The 20,663-nt window shown below is 29.5% G+C and carries 24 protein-coding genes; 23 read left to right on the top strand and 1 reads right to left on the bottom strand.

The features are described 5' to 3' along the window. Positions 1 to 92 precede the first annotated feature (92 nt). The 16 genes from Q326_RS0101345 to Q326_RS0101270 all read left to right on the top strand — a co-directional run bounded on the left by Q326_RS0101345 (position 93) and on the right by Q326_RS0101270 (position 11,160). Positions 93 to 761: a M23 family metallopeptidase gene (locus Q326_RS0101345; RefSeq protein WP_026893745.1), complete on the top strand. Its 669-nt coding sequence runs from the start codon at positions 93 to 95 to the stop codon at positions 759 to 761. A gap of 87 nt (positions 762 to 848) precedes the next feature. Beyond that, positions 849 to 2,690: a TIGR03960 family B12-binding radical SAM protein gene (locus Q326_RS0101340; RefSeq protein ID WP_250160285.1), complete on the top strand. Its 1,842-nt coding sequence runs from the start codon at positions 849 to 851 to the stop codon at positions 2,688 to 2,690. Further along, positions 2,690 to 3,391, top strand: coding sequence for a TIGR03936 family radical SAM-associated protein (locus Q326_RS0101335; RefSeq protein WP_026893743.1), 702 nt, complete (start codon positions 2,690 to 2,692; stop codon positions 3,389 to 3,391). Before Q326_RS0101340 ends, Q326_RS0101335 begins: the two co-directional genes overlap by 1 nt. 83 nt (positions 3,392 to 3,474) lie before the next feature. After that, positions 3,475 to 4,923: an Rne/Rng family ribonuclease gene (locus Q326_RS0101330; RefSeq protein ID WP_051531013.1), complete on the top strand. Its 1,449-nt coding sequence runs from the start codon at positions 3,475 to 3,477 to the stop codon at positions 4,921 to 4,923. A 109-nt stretch (positions 4,924 to 5,032) separates the two neighbouring features. Next, positions 5,033 to 5,344 (top strand): 50S ribosomal protein L21, encoded by a 312-nt coding sequence (gene rplU, locus Q326_RS0101325; RefSeq protein ID WP_026893741.1) that lies wholly within the window; start codon positions 5,033 to 5,035, stop codon positions 5,342 to 5,344. Positions 5,345 to 5,352: 8 nt separating this feature from the next. Continuing rightward, the gene (locus Q326_RS0101320) at positions 5,353 to 5,685 is read left to right on the top strand and encodes a ribosomal-processing cysteine protease Prp (RefSeq protein ID WP_026893740.1); all 333 of its coding nucleotides are present in this window, start codon (positions 5,353 to 5,355) and stop codon (positions 5,683 to 5,685) included. 3 nt (positions 5,686 to 5,688) lie between these two features. Then, positions 5,689 to 5,988, top strand: coding sequence for a 50S ribosomal protein L27 (rpmA, locus tag Q326_RS0101315; RefSeq protein ID WP_026893739.1), 300 nt, complete (start codon positions 5,689 to 5,691; stop codon positions 5,986 to 5,988). 102 nt (positions 5,989 to 6,090) lie between these two features. Next, a complete protein-coding gene (locus Q326_RS0101310) occupies positions 6,091 to 6,615 on the top strand; it encodes a Spo0B domain-containing protein (protein ID WP_026893738.1) in 525 nt (174 codons plus the stop codon). A 50-nt stretch (positions 6,616 to 6,665) separates the two neighbouring features. Continuing rightward, positions 6,666 to 7,949 carry a GTPase ObgE gene (gene obgE, locus Q326_RS0101305; protein ID WP_026893737.1) on the top strand — a complete coding sequence of 428 codons (1,284 nt, stop codon included), beginning with the start codon at positions 6,666 to 6,668 and terminating at the stop codon, positions 7,947 to 7,949. A 51-nt stretch (positions 7,950 to 8,000) separates the two neighbouring features. Next, positions 8,001 to 8,183, top strand: coding sequence for a hypothetical protein (locus Q326_RS0101300; RefSeq protein ID WP_026893736.1), 183 nt, complete (start codon positions 8,001 to 8,003; stop codon positions 8,181 to 8,183). A gap of 25 nt (positions 8,184 to 8,208) precedes the next feature. Then, entirely contained in the window at positions 8,209 to 8,502 is a 294-nt protein-coding gene (gene yhbY / locus Q326_RS0101295) for a ribosome assembly RNA-binding protein YhbY (protein ID WP_026893735.1), read from the top strand. A gap of 63 nt (positions 8,503 to 8,565) precedes the next feature. Continuing rightward, positions 8,566 to 8,769, top strand: a complete 204-nt coding sequence (locus tag Q326_RS0101290; protein WP_026893734.1) for a hypothetical protein — start codon at positions 8,566 to 8,568, stop codon at positions 8,767 to 8,769. Between the two features lie 82 nt (positions 8,770 to 8,851). After that, the gene (gene nadD, locus Q326_RS0101285; protein ID WP_026893733.1) at positions 8,852 to 9,469 is read left to right on the top strand and encodes a nicotinate-nucleotide adenylyltransferase; all 618 of its coding nucleotides are present in this window, start codon (positions 8,852 to 8,854) and stop codon (positions 9,467 to 9,469) included. A gap of 18 nt (positions 9,470 to 9,487) precedes the next feature. Beyond that, the gene (gene yqeK / locus Q326_RS0101280; protein ID WP_034600754.1) at positions 9,488 to 10,048 is read left to right on the top strand and encodes a bis(5'-nucleosyl)-tetraphosphatase (symmetrical) YqeK; all 561 of its coding nucleotides are present in this window, start codon (positions 9,488 to 9,490) and stop codon (positions 10,046 to 10,048) included. 19 nt (positions 10,049 to 10,067) lie between these two features. Continuing rightward, positions 10,068 to 10,412: a ribosome silencing factor gene (gene rsfS / locus Q326_RS0101275; RefSeq protein ID WP_026893731.1), complete on the top strand. Its 345-nt coding sequence runs from the start codon at positions 10,068 to 10,070 to the stop codon at positions 10,410 to 10,412. 97 nt (positions 10,413 to 10,509) lie between these two features. Then, on the top strand, positions 10,510 to 11,160 hold the full coding sequence (locus tag Q326_RS0101270) for a helix-turn-helix transcriptional regulator (RefSeq protein WP_026893730.1): 651 nt from the start codon (positions 10,510 to 10,512) through the stop codon (positions 11,158 to 11,160). A gap of 47 nt (positions 11,161 to 11,207) precedes the next feature. Here Q326_RS0101270 and Q326_RS0101265 read toward each other — a convergent pair whose 3' ends face one another. After that, entirely contained in the window at positions 11,208 to 12,512 is a 1,305-nt protein-coding gene (locus Q326_RS0101265) for a D-alanyl-D-alanine carboxypeptidase family protein (RefSeq protein WP_026893729.1), read from the bottom strand. A 234-nt stretch (positions 12,513 to 12,746) separates the two neighbouring features. Between Q326_RS0101265 and Q326_RS0101260 the strand changes: the two genes are divergently transcribed. The 7 genes from Q326_RS0101260 to Q326_RS0101230 all read left to right on the top strand — a co-directional run bounded on the left by Q326_RS0101260 (position 12,747) and on the right by Q326_RS0101230 (position 20,590). Continuing rightward, positions 12,747 to 13,382: a ComEA family DNA-binding protein gene (locus Q326_RS0101260; protein WP_034600803.1), complete on the top strand. Its 636-nt coding sequence runs from the start codon at positions 12,747 to 12,749 to the stop codon at positions 13,380 to 13,382. Positions 13,383 to 13,400: 18 nt separating this feature from the next. Then, a complete protein-coding gene (gene selD, locus Q326_RS0101255; RefSeq protein ID WP_084489494.1) occupies positions 13,401 to 14,435 on the top strand; it encodes a selenide, water dikinase SelD in 1,035 nt (344 codons plus the stop codon). A gap of 25 nt (positions 14,436 to 14,460) precedes the next feature. Continuing rightward, complete coding sequence (gene selA, locus Q326_RS0101250) at positions 14,461 to 15,897, top strand: L-seryl-tRNA(Sec) selenium transferase (RefSeq protein ID WP_026893726.1); 1,437 nt, start codon at positions 14,461 to 14,463, stop codon at positions 15,895 to 15,897. 1 nt (position 15,898) lies between these two features. Continuing rightward, on the top strand, positions 15,899 to 17,815 hold the full coding sequence (gene selB / locus Q326_RS0101245) for a selenocysteine-specific translation elongation factor (protein WP_026893725.1): 1,917 nt from the start codon (positions 15,899 to 15,901) through the stop codon (positions 17,813 to 17,815). Positions 17,816 to 17,845: 30 nt separating this feature from the next. Next, complete coding sequence (locus tag Q326_RS0101240; RefSeq protein ID WP_026893724.1) at positions 17,846 to 18,544, top strand: response regulator transcription factor; 699 nt, start codon at positions 17,846 to 17,848, stop codon at positions 18,542 to 18,544. Then, the gene (locus Q326_RS0101235) at positions 18,510 to 19,961 is read left to right on the top strand and encodes a sensor histidine kinase (protein ID WP_245592042.1); all 1,452 of its coding nucleotides are present in this window, start codon (positions 18,510 to 18,512) and stop codon (positions 19,959 to 19,961) included. The genes Q326_RS0101240 and Q326_RS0101235 overlap by 35 nt, the downstream gene beginning before the upstream one ends. Before the next feature lie 128 nt (positions 19,962 to 20,089). After that, complete coding sequence (locus Q326_RS0101230) at positions 20,090 to 20,590, top strand: nitroreductase family protein (protein ID WP_026893722.1); 501 nt, start codon at positions 20,090 to 20,092, stop codon at positions 20,588 to 20,590. Positions 20,591 to 20,663: the final 73 nt, after the last annotated feature.

The raw sequence follows: 20,663 nt of genomic DNA, 5'->3' as shown, positions 1-20,663 counted from the left end.
AATTTATATGCTATTTAGATGAAAAGTAATAAATAAATAATACCCAAAATAGATATATATTATAACAAATATAATTTGGGTAGGTGAGTGTAGTGGGTTATGGATTTTTTAATGAAGGAAGAAAAAGGTCAAGCACAGATTTTTTTCAAAGAAAGAAGGATAAAACTTTTTATAGAGGTCAACTAAAGAAATTATTTATAAGTATATTAATAGTCGCTGTAATAATTACGATTAAAAGATTAAACATAAATATTACTAGAGATGCATTTAATATGATTAAAGAAACAGTTAGTTATAATTGGGATATAAGAAAAATAGGAAATATAAAGGAGGTACCTAATAAAATAGTTTCTGTATTTAATGAGAAAGAAATAAAAATGATTAAAGATGATGAATATATATGGCCAGTAAGTGGAGATTTATATAAAGATTATGGAAAGATTAAAAAGGGAGAAAGTATTGTAGTATTTAATAAAGGATTAGATATAATGCCAAGATCAAAGGATGTTTTATCTATTAATAGTGGTATAGTTTTAAATTTTGGCAACGATAATTTGCATGGTAAGTATGTAAAAATAAAACATAATGAATGCGAAGCTATTTATTATGGGTTTGAAAACATATATGTGGAAAAGGGAGAAAATGTAGTTAAGGGTCAAAAGATAGGGGAATTAAAAGAAACTGGTAAACAGATAGGAAAATTTCATTTTAGAATATTAGAGAATGGAGAACTAATAGATCCTAAAAAAGTATTGAATTGATATCAAATATTGAGTAAAGTATATAATTAGTGGTAAAATATCTTTTAGGGTCTTAAAATATAATATTTGAAATAGAGGATGATTATAATGATAAACGAGAGATTATTAGATAAAATACTGAAGAAAGTCGAAAAACCAGGAAGATATGTGGGTAGAGAGATAAATTCTATACACAAAGATATAACTGATGAGACTATAAGATTTGCATTTGCATTTCCAGATATATATGATGTAGGAATGTCTCATCTAGGTTTGCATATCATATATAATTTATTGAATCAAAAGGACCATATATATTGTGAGAGAGTATTCGCTCCATGGATAGATATGGAAAAACAGATGAGAGATAATGACATATTCCTTTACTCTTTGGAATCTAGAACGGCAATAAACAATTTTGACTTTATAGGATTCACATTGCAATATGAAATGAGTTATACAAATATAATTAATATGTTAGATTTAGGTGACATACCCATATTATCTAAAGATAGAACCTTAGATGATCCCTTTGTAATTGCAGGTGGACCATGTGCGTATAATCCTGAACCATTGGCGGATGTAGTAGATATATTTGTAATAGGAGATGGCGAGGATGTAACTTTAGAAATATTGGATAAATACAAAATGTGGAAGGATAAAGGATTAGAAAGAGAAAAGTTCTTAGAAGAGATAGTTGATATAAGGGGTGTTTATATTCCTTCGTTTTATGAAGTAACATATAATGATGATGGTACTATAGAAGGTATGCACCCTAAAAAAGAAAAATATCCTAGGATTATAAAAAAAAGAATTGTTAAGGATTTAGACGCAGCTTATTTTCCTGATAAGATTATAGTACCAAATATATCTATAGTTCATGATAGGATAATGTTAGAGATATTTAGAGGTTGTACAAGGGGATGCAGATTTTGTCAGGCAGGGATGCTTTACAGACCTGTAAGAGAAAGAAGTATAGATACGCTTTTAAAATATGCTGATAGTCTAGTAAAATCAACTGGCTATGAAGAAATATCCTTATCATCTTTGAGCACAGGTGATTACTCTCATATAAATCAATTAGCTATAGAGCTTATAGATAGATTCAAAGAAAAGGGGATAGGACTTTCGTTACCGTCACTAAGGCTTGATTCTTTTTCATTTGAAATTATAGAAGAGATTCAAAAGGTTAGAAAGACTGGGCTTACCTTTGCTCCAGAAGCGGGAACACAGCGTCTTAGGGATGTAATAAATAAAGGTATAGTGGAAGATGATATTATAAATTCTGTCACAGAAGCATTTGAAAGAGGATGGTCAACAGTAAAGTTATACTTCATGATGGGACTACCTACTGAAACAGATAAAGATATAATGGGTATAAAGGAATTAGCATATAAGGTTAAAGACATATTTTTTAATATGCCTAAAGAGAAAAGAAGGGGAAATTTAAAAGTTACTACTAGTGTATCGTGTTTTGTACCTAAACCTTTTACTCCATTTCAATGGCATCCTCAAGATAGCATAGAGGATTTTTATAAGAAACAAGATATGTTAAAGAAAGAAATAAGAGATAGGAAAGTGACCCTTAATACGCATGATCCTAGATTAAGTTTTATAGAGGCAGTATTTGCTAGGGGAGATAGGAGACTTTGTAAAGCTATAATATCTGCATGGAAAAAAGGTTGTAAATTTGACGGATGGTCAGATTTATTTAAATATGAGTCATGGTTAAAGAGTTTTGAAGAAAATGATGTAAATCCTCATTTTTATGCAAATAGAATTAGAGATTATGAGGAAAAGTTACCGTGGGATTTTATTGATGCAGGGGTAACTAAAAAATATCTTATAAAAGAAAATAAAAATGCTGAGAAAGGTCAGACCACTAAAGATTGCCGTAATGGATGTACTGGTTGTGGTGTTAGCAATATTGTGCCAGGGGGTAAATGTTAATGTATAAACTTAGAATAAAATTTGCAAAAAGAAAAGAAGCTAAATATATATCCCATTTAGATTTGATGAGACTAATTCAAAGGGCCTTTAGAAGGGCGAATATACCAGTAGAATATACTAAAGGATTCAATCCACATCCTAAACTTTCTTTAGCAATAGCTTCGCCTTTGGGGATGGATAGCGATGGAGAATATATGGATGTAGAATTGACTGAAAAAATTGAAGTTAAAGATTTTATAAAGGATATGAATATGGTATTACCATATGGTATATCTATGATAAAAGCAAGATATGTTACAGATAAAAAGTCTTTGGTGTCTATGATTGAATGGTCTTCTTATATAATGGAGATAGAGTTTGAAAATGAGATAGAACCTGAAGATATAAAATCATTGGTATCTGATATATTAAGTAGAGATGAGATTATAATTACAAAAGAAAAAAAGAAAAGAAATAAAATAGTAAAGAAAAGTAGTAATATAAGAGAATATATAAAAGAAATTGAATTACTATTGTGTGAAGAAAATAAGATTGCATTGAAATTACTATTAAAAACAGGAAGCAGAGGAAATTTAAAACCAGAGGCGTTGATTCCTGTGTTTGAAGGAATTATAAATAGAGAAATAAAAAAAGAGAATGTGAAAGTAAAAAGGATGGAATTATATGTTCAAAGAGATGGGAATATAGTCGCTCCCATATAATTTGGACCAGCTATTAAAGGTTTAGTATATATAATTAATATTACAGTCTCTCAATATACAAATCTAATTAAGTGGTGATAAAATTGAAGGATATAATTATAGACTGTGGATATACATTACAAAGAGTTGCAATATTAGAAGATGGAAAATTTGCAGACTTTTTTGTAGAAGACAAACAAAAAGGTAGTGTCTTAGGAAATATTTATAAGGGAAGGGTAGTAAATGTATTGCCTGGAATGGGTGCTGCATTTATAGATATTGGCCTTAAAAAAAATGCCTATTTGAATAAGAGATATATAGTGGGCAATAAAGAAAATGAAATAAATATGAGAGATAAATCAATAAAAGATATGATAAAGCAGGGACAAGATATAATAGTACAAATTATAAAAGAACCTATAGGCGGTAAAGGAGCAAAAGTAACAACAGACATATCTATTCCAGGCAAATATATTGTACTAATGCCTAAAAGTAATACCATATCTATATCAAGAAAAATAAAGGATGAAAGAGAAAGAAAAAGATTAAAAGATATAGCCCGGGAAATAAAATTAGAGGGAATGGGTATGATTTTAAGAACTGAGGCCGAAGGAAAAACAAAAAAAGATTTAAAAAAGGATATTAATTTTCTTTCTAAGATACAACAAAAAATATCTTTAGAAGGAAACTTAGGTTTTCCTCCAAAATTATTATATGAAGATCTTGATTTAATTCATAGGATATCTAGAGAGTATTTGACTAATGATGTGAAGAAATTGGTAATAAACAAAAAGGACTTTTATATTGACTTGAAGCAGTTTATTTCTCATACAGTACCTGATTTTGAAAAGAAAATAGTACTATACGATGAACCATATAATATATTTGATGAATATGGACTTGAAGTCAAAGTAAAAGAATTGTTTGAAAAAAGAGTTACATTGAGCAATGGAGGGTATTTACTTATAGATGAGACAGAAGCATTGACCGTGATAGATGTAAATACAGGTAAATTTGTTGGCAGTGTAAGAGAGGAAAAAACTATACTTGAAACTAATATATTAGCAGCAATAGAATCGGCTAGACAATTGAAGCTTAGAAATATTGGAGGAATAATAATTATTGATTTTATTGATATGAAAAAGAAAGAAGATAAAAAATATCTAATTAATATTTTTAATAAAGAATTAAAAAGGGATAAGTTGGCATCAAAAGTGTTAGGGATAACTAAGCTAGGATTAATTGAAATTACTAGGAAAAAAGATACTGGTAAAACATCAAATAAATTGATGGATCATTGCAGCTATTGTAAAGGAACTGGAAAAGTTTTTAAAGGTACTACTTTGATAGATTATATAGAAAAAGATATAAGAGTAATGAAATTTCATACTAATACAAGAAATATAAAAATAGCAGTTAGTCCTTATATGTATGATAGATTAAAAGATAACAAGCTATTTCTTGAATTAGAGAAAATTCATGATATGAATATAAAACTTTATAGTTCTTCAGAAATAATAGACAATGAATATAAGATAAAAACTCATAGTTGACAAATAAGTCTCTATTTGATAGAATGTTGTTCTGTAAGTAGCCGCACAGCATGGGTTTTAAAACTAAGTACCTTATGTTGGCGAGACTGGATAGAGGAGGTGTATTTAAATGTATGCAGTATTAGAGACTGGTGGAAAACAGTATAGAGTTCAAGAAGGCGATGTATTATTTGTAGAAAAACTTGATACTAATGAAGGTGAAACTCATAGCTTTGATAAAGTACTTTTGGTTTCAGGAGATAATGGTGTTAATGTTGGAAGACCATATGTTGAAGGAGCTAAAGTTGAGGCTAAAGTTTTAGATCATGGAAAGTCTAAGAAGGTTATTGTATTTAAGTATAAAGCAAAAAAAGATTACAGAAGAAAACAAGGGCATCGTCAGCCATATACTAAGATACAGATAGAAAAAATTAATGGATAGTGTTATTTATGACTAATGTAAAAATATACAAAAATAGAGATGGAATTGTGCAAGGATATGAAGTCAAAGGCCATGCTGGTTATGATGACTATGGTAAAGATATTGTATGTGCAGCCATTTCTGTTTTAGCACAGACAGGAATTTTTTCTTTAAAAAAGATATGCAATTTAGATTTTTATTTTTCTATGGAAGATGGGTATTTAGAAGTTGTTATACCTAGAGAGATAGATGAAGATACTAGAAGAGATGTCAGTATAGTATTAGATACCATATTAATAGGTATAGAAAGTATTAGGGAATCATATCCTGATTATATAACTATCCTATATGAGGAGGTGTAAGGGATGTTGAGAATGAATCTTCAATTATTTGCTCATAAAAAAGGAGTAGGTAGTACAAAAAATGGTCGTGATAGTGAATCTAAGAGATTAGGTGTTAAAAGAGCAGATGGTCAATTTGTATTATCAGGAAATATTTTAGTTAGACAAAGAGGCACTAAAATCCATCCAGGACTTAATGTAAAAAAAGGTGGAGATGATACTTTGTTTGCTGTGGTTGATGGTGTAGTTAAATTTGAAAGAAAAGGTAAAGCCAAAAAACAAGTAAGTGTTTACACTAAAGAAATGCTAGCTAGCGTAGAATAGAATTTTGTTAACCTACCTTTGAGGTAGGTTTTTTTATTTATTTTATATGAATCATATGTTAGAATATACTTAATATAGAGAAAACAATGGGGGGAAAGATTAGTGGATTATCTTAAGGATAATAAAAAAGAAGAAAATTTAATAAAAAAGTCATATTTAATAAAAATGGTTGGTTTGTGTAGGGAGTATAGACATGATTATATGAATAATTTTCAGATTTTATTGGGATATTTACAAACTAATAATTATGACAGGGCTGTTGATTATATAAAAAACATTTCAGAGATTAATATTAGAACAAAAAATATTTATAAGCTTTCCCTTCCTGAAGTATCTATTTTTTTAGATAAAAAAATCAGAGAATTTTTCTTTGAAAATATATTATTAGAATTCAATGTCATAAAGAACATAAAAAAAGAAATAAGGGTTATAAATAATGAAGTAGAGATAATAAAATCTCTAGAAAAATTTTTAGATAAAGCATTTAAAACCCTTGACAATATTGATATACTTACTAAAATAAAAATAGATGTAATTGAAAATGAAGAAAAAATAGATTTTATTATTAATGATGAAAATAATATAGAGGAATATAAAATATCTTTTGACTTAGAAAATAAGAATTGACACTAAGGGTCAAGTTGATATAATTAAATTATTATATGAGGATGATAACAATGTTTGTTGATAAAGCCAAGATTTTTGTGAAAGCTGGGAATGGTGGTCATGGAGCAGTAGCATGGCGAAGAGAGAAGTATGAGCCGTCAGGAGGTCCAGCCGGTGGGGATGGTGGTTCTGGAGGCAATGTAGTTTTAAAGGTAGATGAAGGTCTTAGAACATTAATGGATTTTAAATATAAAAAGCATTATAACGCTCAGAATGGTGAAGATGGTAAATCTAAGAGACAGTTTGGAAAAAAAGGTGAGAACTTATATATAAAAGTGCCACCTGGAACAATAGTTAAGGATGTAGCTACTGGTAAAATCATATCGGATTTGATAGAGAATGGGCAGGAGTTTATTGTAGCTAAAGGAGGAAAAGGTGGCAGGGGAAATGCTAAATTTGCCACTGCAACAAGACAGGCGCCAAGATTTGCAGAGGGAGGAAGTAAAGGAGAAGAGAGAGAAATAATTTTAGAACTTAAAGTATTGGCGGATGTAGGATTGGTAGGATTTCCAAATGTAGGTAAGTCTACTTTTTTATCAGTGGTATCACAGGCAAAGCCTAAGATTGCCAACTATCATTTTACAACATTAAAGCCTAATTTAGGAGTAGTTAGATTAGGTGAAGGAAAGAGTTTTGTTATAGCCGACATACCAGGACTTATAGAAGGAGCCCATGAAGGTATTGGATTAGGTCATGAATTTTTAAGACATGTAGAAAGAACTAGGATATTAATCCATATGGTAGATATTTCAGGGCAAGAGGGAAGAGATCCCTTTGAAGATTTTAATAAAATAAATGAAGAATTACAAAGATATAATCCTAAACTGGCTTCAAGACCTCAAATTGTAGTAGCAAATAAAATGGATCTAACTGATTCAGAAAAAAATCTTAATGAATTTAAGAATAAATTAGAAAAAACGAATTGTAAATATGAACTTTTTTCTATATCAGCAGCTACAAGAAAGGGTATAAAAGAACTATTATACAGGGTGTTAAATAAATTAGATGAAGTGGGAGATCCAGAGCCTTTATTTGCAGTAGAAGAAGTGACATCTTATCAGTATAAGGGTAAAGAAGATGAGGTTATAGTTAGAAAGGAAGATGGCAAATTTATAGTAGAAGGCAATTATGTTGAAAAGGTATTAAATTCTACTAATTTTGATGATTTTGATTCCACAAGGTATTTCCAAAGAAAACTTAGGGAGAAGGGTATAATAGACCAATTAAAGAAATTGGGAGTGAATGATGAAGATATAGTCAATATATGTGGATACGAGTTTGAGTTTTTTGAATAGACATATAATATTGTTAAAATTATTCAATTAATTGTGGAGGTTAAGAGTAACATGAATTGCTTAAATTGTGGTAATTGCAAAGAAAATCAACCAACATATTATTGTTTGGCTAAAGATGAAATAGTTGTTAATTCCAATTATAAGCCTGGAGAGAAGATTAGAAGTGGATGGAAAAAAGGCAGTAAGAGTTATGAAATTAGAAGGAAAACATTAAGAAAAGAAGTAGAATTATGATAGATAAATATTAGGAGGGAAATTTTTGATAACAGGAAAACAAAGGAGTTTTTTAAAGGGTATAGCCAATGGAATGGATCCTATATTTCAAATTGGAAAGAATGGCATTACTGAAAGTTTTGTAAAACAGATAGATGAGGCATTGGAAGCTAGGGAATTGATAAAGATAAATGTACTAAATAATAGTTTCTTGAGTGCCGATGAGTGCGCAAAAGAATTAGCAAAAGCGACTAATGCTGAATTTGTTCAGAGTATAGGAAATAAATTTGTAATTTATAGAGAATCTGAAAATAATAAAAGGATAGAATTACCCAGATAAAAAATTTTGTATAAAAAGAATCTCCATTGAAAAAACTAACCTTGAAAGGATGGTTGTTTAAATATGGAGAATCAAAGACCGCTAGATATGGTGAAAAATTTATATGACAAGGGATTTAAATGCATAAAATATGAAGAAGATGAGAATCAAAGATTGAAGGTATATTTTAAGAATTTTGAAACAGAAAAAATTGATGATCTGACCCTTTATAATGTACAGTCTATAAAAGATGTTAAAGAATTTGTAGATAACCAATATCAAGGTTAATTAAAACCCTCTAATACATAAAAAAGAGGGTTTGTTTTTTAATAGTTCCTAAAATTACATATATTTTACCGGAGGTATAATAATGGAGTCTAATAAAAAGAGATATGGAATAATGGGAGGAACATTTGACCCTATTCATTTGGGACATTTAGTATTGGCAGAAGAAATAAGAGATAAAATGAATCTAGAAAAGGTAATATTTGTTCCAACAGGTATTCCACCTCATAAGGATTCTATTAATCTTACAGAAACTAAACATAGATATCTTATGACTTTACTAGCTACAATAACTAACCCCCATTTTGAAGTATCTTCCATAGAAATTGAAAGAAAAGGTGTAAGTTATACGATAGATACAATAAATGCCTTTAAAGATAAATTTCCAGATGTAGATTTTTATTTTATAACTGGTGCAGATGCTATTTTGGAGATATCTACATGGAAAGATGTAGACGAGCTTTTAAATGCATGTAATTTTGTAGCAGCTACTAGGCCTGGATTTAACAAATCTTTAATGGAAGAAAAGATTAAAAGTCTAGAAGATAAATATAGAAAAAGGATTTATTTTGTATCTGTAGCTGCTCTGGAAATATCATCTACAGATATAAGGAATAGAATAAAAGAGAGGGATACAGTTAAATATTTACTTCCTGACTCAGTTAAATATTATATTGAAAAAAATAACCTTTACAAAGATTAGCTTTAAGGAGAGATTATTTTGTGTATTAGTAATGAACTCATAGATAAATTAATTGAAGATATAGGAATGGCTAGATATGAACACTCTATAAGAGTGAAAAATATGGCTGAAAGACTCTCGAAAGTATATGGAGTAGACTCGAGTAAAGCAGTTATAGCAGGACTATTACATGACTGTGGAAAGTTTAAAGATAAAACAGTTTTATTGAACATGTTAAATAAATTTGATATAATTTTGAAGAATGAGTATAAAGACAATTTACAATTGGCCCATGGAATATTGGGTGCAAAATTAGCATCTGAAATATATAATATTAAAGACAAAGAAATACTAAATGCTATAAAATACCATACTACAGGCAGAAAAGGTATGAGTGCTTTAGAGAAGATAATATATATTGCAGATTATATTGAGGAAGGAAGGGATTTTCCTGGATTAGATACAGTTAGAAAATTGGCTTTTGAAGACTTGGATAGGTCATTGATTAAGGCGTTAGATAATACTATAAAACATGTCATAAACAATGGCTGGATTCTTCATACAGATACAGTTGAGGCACGAAATAGTTTAATATATTAATATTAGGAGGTTTGAATTATTGATTAAATTAGATAATATGATTTCCATTGCAGTTGAAGCAGCAGAAGATAAGAAGGCATTAAACATAACTATATTAGATATTTCTGATGTTACAACTATAGGGGATTATTTTGTTATTTGTACTGGAAATTCTGAAAGACAAGTAATGGCAATTGCTGATAATATTGAAGAGAAAATGCATGAATCAGGATATAGTCTAAGGAATAAAGAAGGATATAGAACAGGCAGATGGATACTGATGGATTTTGGTGATGTAATTGTTCATGTATTCCATAAAGAAGATAGAGAATTTTATAATTTAGATAGGGTATGGAAAGATGCTAAAAAAATAGAACATGAATAACTAAACAAAATGTCTCGAGAATTCTCGGGATATTTTGTTTAAAAAGTTACAATAATATGGTAAAATAAAAAATAAAATATGCAATGGAGTGAAATAAATGTCAAAGAAAATACATCCATTATTAAAGAGCTTTATTCCATTGGTTGAAGTCGTAGCTAAAACCTTTGGTAATGATTGTGAAGTAGTGCTTCATGATATATCTAATCCTCAGCAGTCTATAATAGCTATAGCAAATGGTCATGTAACTGGTAGAAAAGTAGGGAGTCCCATGACTGAAAGGGGCCTTAAAGCTATAAGGAACAAAGAATTTGATAAAAGCTTAATCCGATATAAAAATATTACTGTAGATGGAAGGACGTTAAAGTCCTCAACTGCTTTTATAAAAGATGATAATAATCAGGTTATTGGTTGTTTATGTATAAATGTTGATATTTCTAAATTTATAGTGACTAGGACAGTTATTCAAGAAATAACAGAGACATTAGATGAAAAAAAATCTAAGATAGAAGAAGAAACATATGGAACTAATATAAATGATATTTTATGTAGTGTTGTAAATAAGGTATTGGAGCAAGTTGGGAAGCCAGTAGCATATTTAAATAAAGATGAGAAGGTTGATATAGTAAAGGAATTAGAAAGCAAGGGTACATTTTTAATAAAGGGTTCTGTAGATTATGTAGCAGATGTACTATGTGTTTCTAGATATACCATATATAATTATCTAGATGAAATAAGAACAGATAAATAATGCCTGTGATTAAAAGTCTAAAAAAAAGCCAAGTATATTTGGCTTTTTTATCTTCTATATACAAAAGGTGATGATTCTTGCCTTTTTCTTTTCTTTCTTTTATATCTTTTATAGCCTATGTAGCTTCTCCACAAGATAAATAAAATTATAGCCCAAAACCACCATTTTTTAAATAAAGTAAATTGCCTATCTGTACTAACTACATTATAAATACCCTTCCTATTTATATTAGATGTTGCAATGATATTACAAGTACCTATAACTTGATTATCTAATTTATATTCAATCATACCGAGAACTTGGTTTTCTGTAACAGGGGCATCTATTTTATTTCCCATAATAATTTCCTTTTTTATATTATCTTGTTTATCTTTAGGTATAAGAGCAAATACATCTTGACCAGTAACGGCAGTTACAAAAGATTTATCACCATATTTAACATCTATATTTTTAATAAATTCATTTTTAAAGGATATTCTTTGACTAACAAAATTATCAAAACCATAGTTTAATAATTTATGAGTATCTACGTATACATTTTTTCCTTCTGCTCCTAATACAACAGCTATAAGACGGGTATCGCCTCTAATAGCTGTAGAAACTAAACAATTCCGAGCAACGTCTGTATACCCTGTCTTAATACCATCGGCATCTGGGTATTTTATATCAACAACTTTCCCATCTACATTTATTTTATTGCTAGCCCCTGTACCATATAATAATCTATTAGCTGAAAACAAATTTCTAGGTTCTCCTTTAATTTCGGTAGCTGGGATTGTATATTTATAATTGCTCACAATTTTTTTAAATGTTTTATTTTGCATAGCATATCTAGCCATCATTGCCAAATCATAAGCCGTTGTAGTATGATTTTGGTCGGGAAGTCCATTGGGATTTACAAAATTAGTATTCTTGGCACCTATTTCTATTGCCTTCTTATTCATAAGTTTTGCAAATTCTTCTACAGATCCAGATATATGGCGAGCTATAACCAATGCTGCATCGTTAGCTGATTCTATCAAAAGTGCATGAAGCATATCATTCATAGATAAGACTTCGCCTGGCTCCAATGCTATATGGCTTCCATCTACTTCATATGGGCTTTTTTTATCTACTGTTACCATATCAGTAAGTTCACTGTTTTCTAGAGCCAATATTGCTGTCATTATTTTAGTAGTACTGGCAGGATACATTTTTTTATGCATATCTTTTTGATACAATACATTTCCTGTTTCAGCATCTATTAATATTGCTGATTTTCCCAAAATATTGAGATTAGAATTGCTATGGGCATATAAAGGAATATTAGTTATTATAATAAGGACAAAGACAATTGATACAATTTTTTTCATATACTCACCTCTGAATTAGCTTAGTTGTTTAAGAATAAAAACTTTACCTATATAGTATATCAAAAAAAAATAAAATTTTAAGAAATAATTTTACTAAATGATAATTTCTTGTTGGTAAAATTATACAATGCATTCCCAAATTAATTACTCATTTCAAAAAAGAAGGGTTTTTAACTATAATGTAGAAAATATAATTTAAGGTTTTATGAAAAGGGAAGTGAATATCTATTGGATATGTTTAATAAAAGAGAACATATAGTTATATTTTTCCTTATAATAGTTATAGTGGGTTTGATAGGATATAATATAGTAATAGATGATAAGATAAAAATTTCAAATGATTCTTCCTATGGAAAAGATACATTTGAAAAACCAGAATTAGAATATAATAATGAAATAGAAAATAATACTACTGAAGAAAGCAAAATAATGGTTGATATAAGTGGAGAGGTCCATAATCCAGGAGTTATTGTATTAGACATAGATTCTAGATTAATAGACGCAATAAATGCAGCGGGAGGATTGACAGAAAAGGCAGATATAAAAAGAATAAACAGGGCAAAAAAGATTAATGATGAAGAAAAAATTAATATACCCAGTATAGATGATAGAAATAAAATATCACAGGATACGGAATTAACTACAGATGGATGGAATGATTCTATTGAGACCAATGTTAGAAAAATAAATATAAATATTGCATCAATTACTGAACTTATGGAATTGCCAGGCATAGGAGAAGTAAAAGCTAAAAGAATAGTTGAATATAGGAATGAAAATGGATTTAAAAATATTGAAGATATTCAAAATGTTAATGGAATAGGTCAGAAAATATACGAAGGTATTAAGGATATGATTACAGTAAATTAAGGAGTGATAAACTTGACAGTGGAGCAAATAAGATTGACTCAGTTAACCAAGAGTTCTGGATGAGCAGCTAAAATAGGTCCTGAGACCTTGGCACAGGTACTGTGTCAATTACCAGAAATAAAAGATGATAGATTGATGGTAGGTGTAAGTACTTCAGATGATGGAGCAGTATATAAATTAAATGATGATACTGCTATTATACAGACTATAGATTTTTTTACTCCAGTAGTAGATGACCCTTATATATTTGGCCAGATAGCAGCAGCAAATGCATTAAGTGATATATATGCAATGGGAGGTCAGCCCAAATTGGCAATGAATATTATATGTTTTCCAAACTGTCTATCAACTGATGTTATGACCAAGATACTAAAGGGTGGTCATGACAAGGTGACAGAAGCAGGGGCAATTATTGTTGGGGGACATACAGTAGAAGATGATGAACCTAAATATGGACTTACTGTTACAGGTTTTGCTAATCCCAATGATATACTTAAAAATAGCAGTGCTAAGAAAGGGGATTATTTAATACTTACTAAACCTTTAGGATTAGGTATAATAAATACAGGTATAAAGGCAGATATGGTAAGTAATGATACTTATAAAAATGCAATAGAGACAATGATTTTGTTAAATAAATATGCTATGGAAGCTACAAAGGGAGTAGAAGTTAATAGCTGTACAGATGTAACAGGTTTTGGTCTTTTGGGTCATGGCCTTGAAATGGCCCAGGGAAGTTCTGTAACATTAGAATTTGACCACAAAGAAATACCTATAATAGAAGAGGCTATTTCATTGGCCAATATGGGTCTTGTCCCTGGGGGTGCCTATTCTAATAAGAAATATATTGGAGATAATGTTATGTTTTCAGATGATATATCAGAGACATATAGAGATATTATGTTTGATCCCCAGACATCTGGAGGATTACTCTTATCAGTAAATGAATCAAATTTAGAAGATCTGAAACAAAATTTTAAAAAGCATGAAATAAAATATTGGACTATAGGAAGGGTTTTAGAAAAAGGAGATTATCCCATTTTAGTTGTATAATTTTGAAATTTTATGATGAAAGGAAATGATTTTTGTGTCTAATAGACAAGACATGTTTAAAATACTTCCAAAGGTAGATAATCTATTGAATTCCAATAAAATAATAGATCTATTGAAAGATATACCTAGAAATGTGGTAGTGAACACAATTAGAGAAACAATAGAAGGTTTAAGAAAAGATATTTTATCTAATAATATAGAATTACAACAATTAAAAAACATGGTTAACAATATAGAAGATATAATATCTAATAAAGCCCAAAATAAAATGGAGATTAAATTTAAAAGGGTTATAAATGCTACGGGGACTATAATTCATACTAATTTAGGGAGATCTCTTATAGATAAAGAAATAATGGAATATGTAGTAGATGTGGTTACAAATTATTCTAACTTAGAATACAATTTATTAGAAGGTAGTAGAGGTTTAAGATATGATCATATTGAAGGTATTATAACTAGAATTACAGGTGCTGAGGCAGCATTAGTAGTAAATAATAATGCTGCTGCAGTTATGCTTGTACTTAATACTATGGCAAAGGACAAGGAAGTTATCGTCTCTAGAGGTGAATTAGTTGAAATAGGAGGTTCATTTAGAGTTCCTGATGTTATGGAACAGAGTGGAGCTAAATTAATAGATGTGGGAACCACAAACAAAACCCATTTGAAAGATTATACAAATGGTATAGGAGAAGAAACAGGTGCATTACTTAAGGTCCACACAAGCAATTATAGAATTTTAGGTTTCACTAAATCAGTAAGTATTGAAGAGTTAGTTAAAATAGGAGAGAAATTTGAAATACCTGTAATAGAGGATATAGGCAGTGGAGTATTGGTAGATTTGGAGAAATATGGCATAGAGCATGAGCCCACTGTAAAAGAGTCTATAGAATCAGGGATAGATATAGTTACGTTTAGTGGAGACAAGTTATTAGGAGGGCCTCAGGCTGGTATAATAGTAGGCAAAAAAAAATATATAGATAAAATGAAAAAAAATCCTCTAACTAGAGCTTTAAGGGTAGATAAGTTCACAATAGCCACGTTGGAATTAATATTGAGACTATACTTAGATGAAGAGAAAGCGATAAAGAAAATACCTACTTTAAAGATGTTGACCATGTCTATAGAAGAGGTCTCTTTAAAGGCAAATATATTATCTAATAAGATAATTGATAAACTTACAGGAAAGATTAATGTGAAAATAGTAGATGGTTTTTCACAAGTTGGTGGTGGAGCATTGCCTTTGGAAAAAATACCAACAAAACTTATAGAATTAGTTTCAAATGATTTAACAGCATCTGAAATAGAGAGGAGATTAAGGAAAGAAAGTATTCCAGTGGTAGTTAGAGTATTTAAAGATAAAATTTATATAGATTTACGAACTGTAAAAGAAGATGAATTTGATATAATAGTATATGAACTTGAAAGGGTATTGAGTAATCATCATATAAAGGGGTTTTAGGATGAAAAATGTTATAATAGGAACAGCTGGCCATATAGACCATGGTAAGAGTACATTAATAAAGGCATTAACTGGGAGAGAAACTGATAGATTGAAGGAAGAAAAGAATAGAGGTATATCAATCGAATTGGGATTTACATATTTTGATTTGCCCAGTGGAAAAAGAGCAGGAATAATAGATGTTCCAGGTCATGAAAAATTTATTAAAAATATGCTTGCTGGAGTAGTAGGTATGGACATGGTCGTATTAGTCATAGCTGCAGATGAAGGAGTTATGCCTCAAACTAAAGAGCATTTAGATATATTGAATATATTGAAGGTGAAAAATGGTATTATAGCATTGACAAAAGTAGATATGGTGGATAAAGAGTGGATTAAATTGGTTAGAGAAGATACAGAGGAATATATAAAGGGAACTTTTTTGGAAGGGAGTCCAATAGTAGAGGTATCTTCTATTAGTAAAATAGGAATAAAAAAAATAATAGAAGAAATAGATAAGATGGCAAATTCCTTAAAGGATATTAGTGCTAAAGGGATTGCTAGGGTACCAATTGATAGGGCATTTACCTTAAAAGGATTTGGAACCATAATAACAGGGACACAGTTATCTGGAAAGATAAATGTGGGAGACGAAATGGAAATTTTTCCTAAAGAAAAGATTTGTAGAGTAAGGTCTATACAGGTACATGGAGAGGATATGAAAATCACGTATCCTGGACAAAGGGTTGCCATAAATATAACAGGTATAAAAAAATCCCATATAGATAGAGGAGATGTAATGGGACCTGTGGATTCAATGCTTCCGACTATGATGTTAGATGTTAAATTAGAATTATTAAAAGATTCTCCTAGAATAATAGAAAATCGTAATAGAGTAAGATTGTATTTAGGTACTAAAGAAATATTGTGTAGGGTAATATTATTGGATAGAGATATGTTATTGCCAGGTGAAAGTTGTTATGCTCAACTTAGACTAGAAGATAAAACTGTAGCTAGTCAAGGAGACAGGTTTATAATAAGATTTTATTCTCCAATGGTAACCATAGGTGGGGGAGAAATATTGGATAGTAATCCACCAAAAAGGAAAAGATTTAATAAAGAAATATTGAAAGAATTTGGCATAAAGGAAAAGGGAGATAATGAGGATATAATTGAGTCTGTAATAAAAAGAAATAGTGACAAATTTCCATTATTATCATATATATCTTCACAAACCCTATTAATAGAAGAAGAATTAATTGATATATTGAAAATCTTAATAGAAAAAAATGTTATAATTATATTTGATGATATTAAAAATACATATGTAATACATATGGAATATTTTATGGAAGTTTCAAAAAAAATAATAGACTATATTAAGAAGTATCATGAAAAATATCCACTAAGACAAGGTATTTCTAAGGAAGAGTTAAGAAGTAGATTTTTATCTAATGCGACAATAAATATCAGTGATAAGTTTTTTGAGAAGATGAATAAGCAGAACAAAATAGAGCAGAAGAGGGAATATATTTGTCTGAAAGGTTTTAAAGTTAAATACAAAGGTATTTATTTAGAGATAAAAGAAAATTTGGAACAAATATATAAATCCTTTGGATATTGTCCTAAAAATAGAGATGAGATTTTAGCAGAGGTGAGATATAATAAAGATGATGTAGAAGAGGTTTTATTAGCAATGATTCTAGAAGGTACTCTAGTTTCAATTAAAGAAGATATGATTATGCACAAAGATTTTTATAAATCTGCAATAAAAGAGTTAAAGTACGTTATTAATAACGATGGATTTATTACAGTGGGGCAATTTAGGGATTATTTAAAAACTAATAGAAAATATGCTATATATTTATTAGAGCATTTTGATAGTAAAAAAATTACTGTTCGTGATGGAAATAAAAGAATATTATATAAAAAAGATTAGTGACTATAATAATTATTATGAGGTGATTACATGAGTAATAGAATACTCATAGTTGATGATGAATCCTTATTAGTTAAAGGATTAAAATATAGCTTGGAACAAGATGGATACGAAACTGATGCTGCCTATGACGGTATTGAAGCTCTTAAAAAGTGGAAAGAAGGAGAATTTAATTTAATAATATTAGATTTAATGCTTCCTGGAATGGATGGTCTAGAAGTCTGTCAGAGAATAAGAGAAAAATCAGAAATCCCTATTATAATGCTTACTGCTAAGGGAGAAGATATGAATAAAATATTGGGATTAGAGTATGGTGCTGATGATTATCTTACAAAACCTTTTAATATATTGGAGCTTAAAGCTAGAATAAAGGCCATATTTAGGAGAGTAAATTCTAAAAACACAAGAAATGGTGAACAAATAATAAAGGTAGATGATTTTACTATAAATACATTGGGAAGAAAGATTACAGTAAAGGGAAGGGAGATTAATCTTACGGCTAAGGAATTTGACCTTTTTCTATTGTTAGCTACAAATCCTGGCAAGGTATTTAATAGAGAAGAACTTTTAGAAATAATATGGGGATATGAATATTTTGGAGATTTGAGAACTGTAGATGTACATATAAGAAGACTGAGAGAAAAAATAGAGCAAAATTCTAGTCAAGCAGAATATATATTGACCAAATGGGGAGTTGGTTACTATTTTAGGGGTAAGACTGAACAATAAAAACAGGTTTATAAGTATAAGGTGGAAACTTGTTTCCACCTATTTATTATTAATTCTTATTTTTGTAGTGATAGTTAATATATTTATCACTAGAACTCTTCTTAACCTTTATATTGAGCAAAAAGAAAAGGATACGTTAATAAATGCCAATATTCTTTCCAATAGAGTAAAATTCTTTTTGAATGCTGATGAAGGAAGTAGTTTTTTTCTTAGAGATGTATTAAAAAATCAAATTGATAATTTTAGTAAAGAAATAGGTTCTAGAATAATTGTTGTAGATGATAAAAAAGTGGTAAAAGGAGATTCAAATGAAAAATTGATTAATAAAAGGTTGAATTATGAAGAGATAGATATTGCCCTTTCTGGTGATACAAAGGTGAATACATATGAATTTAATGACTCTGGTCCGATGATGTATATAGGAGACCCTATAATGGTTGATAATAAAGTTGTAGGGGCTACATTGGTACTGACATCCCTTAGAGATGAATATAATCGAGTTAGAGAAATCAGACAGGCAATCAATATGGTTTCCTTAGTGACTATGTCTATAATACTTATAATAAGCTATTGGTTTGCATCTATATTTTCAAAACCTATTACAAGATTTACTACTGCTATAAATAAAATGGCTCAAGGAGATTTAGGTCAAAGGGTAGAAATAAATACAAATGATGAATTCAGTCAATTGGCCAATGCCTTTAATGTCATGACTATAAAATTGGACCAAGTTGACACTCAAAGAAAGGATTTTGTAGCCAATGTGTCCCATGAACTTAGGACACCTCTAAGTTCTATTAAATTATTATCAGAGTCTTTATTACATCAGAATGAAACCAATGTGGAAATCTATAGAGATTTTCTGGAAGATATAGATTCAGAAATAGACCGCTTAAACAATATAATAGATGATCTATTGATGTTAGTGGATTTGGATAAAGAAAAGCTAACATTAAATTATAAAATAACTTATATTAATTTTATGTTGGAAAAATTGATATCCAGACTAAAGCCTTTGGCAGATGAAAAAAATATCAGCATAAAATATATTCAGAAAGAAAAAATACAAATTAAAGTGGATTCAGAAAAATTGCAACAGGCCATAATAAATATAGCCCATAATGCAATAAAGTATACTCCAGAAGGAGGAAAGATAAAGATTAGCTTATATTCTAAAGATAAGTATGTAGTTATAGAGATTAAAGATAATGGAATAGGTATCCCAAAAGAAAGTTTACCGAATATATTTGAGAGATTCTATAGGGTAGATAAAGCTAGAACCAGAAATACTGGAGGAACAGGACTAGGGCTTCCCATAGCGAATCAGATAATTTCTTTACATCAAGGGCTAATAGATGTAGATAGTGAAATGGGGAAAGGCACTATATTTCATATAAGAATTCCATATAATATGTAAATAGAAAATGACTAAAAAGGTATAAATATTGAGAATTCAAAGTAAATAATTTTACTTCACTTGGTTATACTAAATTGACATAATAAAATGGTATGACATATTGCCTTATATGGGAAGGGATGGGTAAAATGGATAGTATTTCAACCGGGAGGAGTATAGGAGAATACAGTGGGAAAAGGGTGTCTGATGATTTAGTAAAAAAACTGTTACAGTCTGCAATTGCATCATCTTCAGCTGGTAATAGACAGCCATGGGAATTTATAGTGGTTAGAGATAGGAATAGACTTATAGAAATAACACAAGTACATCAGTATTCTCAGATGTTGAAAGAGGCTGATGTAGCTATTATGATATGTGGAGATGAGTCTAGAGAGAAAGATGATGGGTATTGGATACAAGATTGTGCCACAATAACAGAAAATATTCTTATAGCTGCTGAAGAGTTAGGATTAGGGGCAGTTTGGTTAGGAGTATATCCAAATGAAGATAGAGTTGAATCTATAAAGAATATATTCAATATTCCCCAATCAGTAATACCATTGGCTATAGTTTCAATTGGATATCATGTAGAAGATAAAGAACCTGCTAGTAGATATATAGAAGATAAAATACATTATGATATTTGGTAATTTAGAATATTATATAAATATAGAATAAGTTAATAGTTAACAGTAAGTAGTTTAATGATAAAGTCCATAGGAT

Origin of the sequence: Clostridiisalibacter paucivorans DSM 22131 (genome assembly GCF_000620125.1) — a bacterium.
Classification (GTDB): Bacteria; Bacillota; Clostridia; order Tissierellales; family Clostridiisalibacteraceae; genus Clostridiisalibacter; species Clostridiisalibacter paucivorans.
Note: the sequence above shows the minus strand (reverse complement) of the source record. Positions and strands in the feature narration are given on the sequence as shown.